Source organism: Oleiphilus sp. HI0132, from assembly GCF_001635845.1.
In genome coordinates, this window is record NZ_LWGJ01000116.1 from 1 (window position 1) to 1,274 (window position 1,274).

The 1,274-nt window shown below is 47.2% G+C and carries 1 protein-coding gene; it reads left to right on the forward strand.

Going from position 1 to position 1,274, the window contains the following annotated elements:
- Positions 1–384 precede the first annotated feature (384 nt).
- On the forward strand, positions 385–1,274 hold an 890-nt coding region (pyrC, locus tag A3766_RS01540; RefSeq protein ID WP_068641525.1), incomplete at its 3' end, for a dihydroorotase.

Genomic DNA, 1,274 nt, shown 5'->3' on the forward strand with positions numbered 1-1,274 from the left:
TTGGGTCAATATTTCCGGTGGTCTGTGGATCATAGCATTTTCATTATTCTGCCTAGCCTTTATTCCCGTATGGACAAGCCCCCGTGTAGATGGGAAATACGGATAAAAAAATGCGCCGGTCACATTTCAATTAACCCGAAAGGTCGCACAATTGAGCGTTTGAGAATTTTACGTGCCAAGCAGTCAAACGGAGATATGCCTAATACCAGCGGGCTTACCTCTCAGACCATGCAGGCCTGCTTGGCAAAATAGAGTTGGCAAAGTAAGCGCCTGAGATCCCTCCAGACAAGTTAGTCATCCATACCTTGTCCTCCCACCCTGAATTTCCTGAAGCCTATATTTTCAGGCATAATATAAGCTTAAATTTTTGATTCAGGATATCCCATGCAAGAAATCACTATTCAAGCCCCCGATGACTGGCACCTTCACTTTCGAGATGGAGACATGCTCGCAGAAACTGTCCCGGCAACCGCTCGGTGCTTTAAGCGAGCGATAGTGATGCCTAACCTTGTCCCGCCTGTTGTTAACACAGAAATGGCACTTGCTTATAAAGCCAGAATTGAAAACGCTATACCTGAAGGAGTCGATTTCACTCCCTTAATGACCCTATATCTGACAAACGATACAAAGCCCGAAGACATTACTCGCGCCAAGCAAGCGGGCATTATTGCAGCCAAGCTTTACCCAGCAGGAGCAACAACCAATTCCGATGCTGCAGTTTCAGCCTTGAACGAGCTTTACCCGGTTTTTGAGGCAATGCAAGCTTGCGACATGTTATTACTGATTCACGGTGAAGTGACCTCTCATGAGGTTGATATCTTTGATCGGGAAAAGTTTTTTATTGAACAACACCTAGCCCCTATCACCGAAAAATTTACCGAGCTAAGAGTTGTTTTTGAGCATATCACAACCTCTGAAGCTGCTCAGTTTGTACAAGCAGGCTCAGACAAACTGGCCGCAACGATCACTCCCCAACACCTGCTCCTTAATCGTAATGACCTGCTCGTAGGCGGTATTCGGCCCCATAACTTCTGCCTACCTGTACTTAAACGCAACACCCACCAAACAGCGCTTAGAGAAGCTGTAAAGAGTGGCTCAAGCAAATTCTTCCTTGGAACCGACTCAGCACCTCACGAAAAGGCGAAAAAAGAGTCATCTTGCGGCTGTGCTGGCTGCTACAGTGCCTGGAGCGCTATAGAGCTTTATGCGCAAGTATTTGAGGACCTTGGAGCGATCGACAAGTTCGAAGGCTTTGCCAGCCATCACGGCCCAGA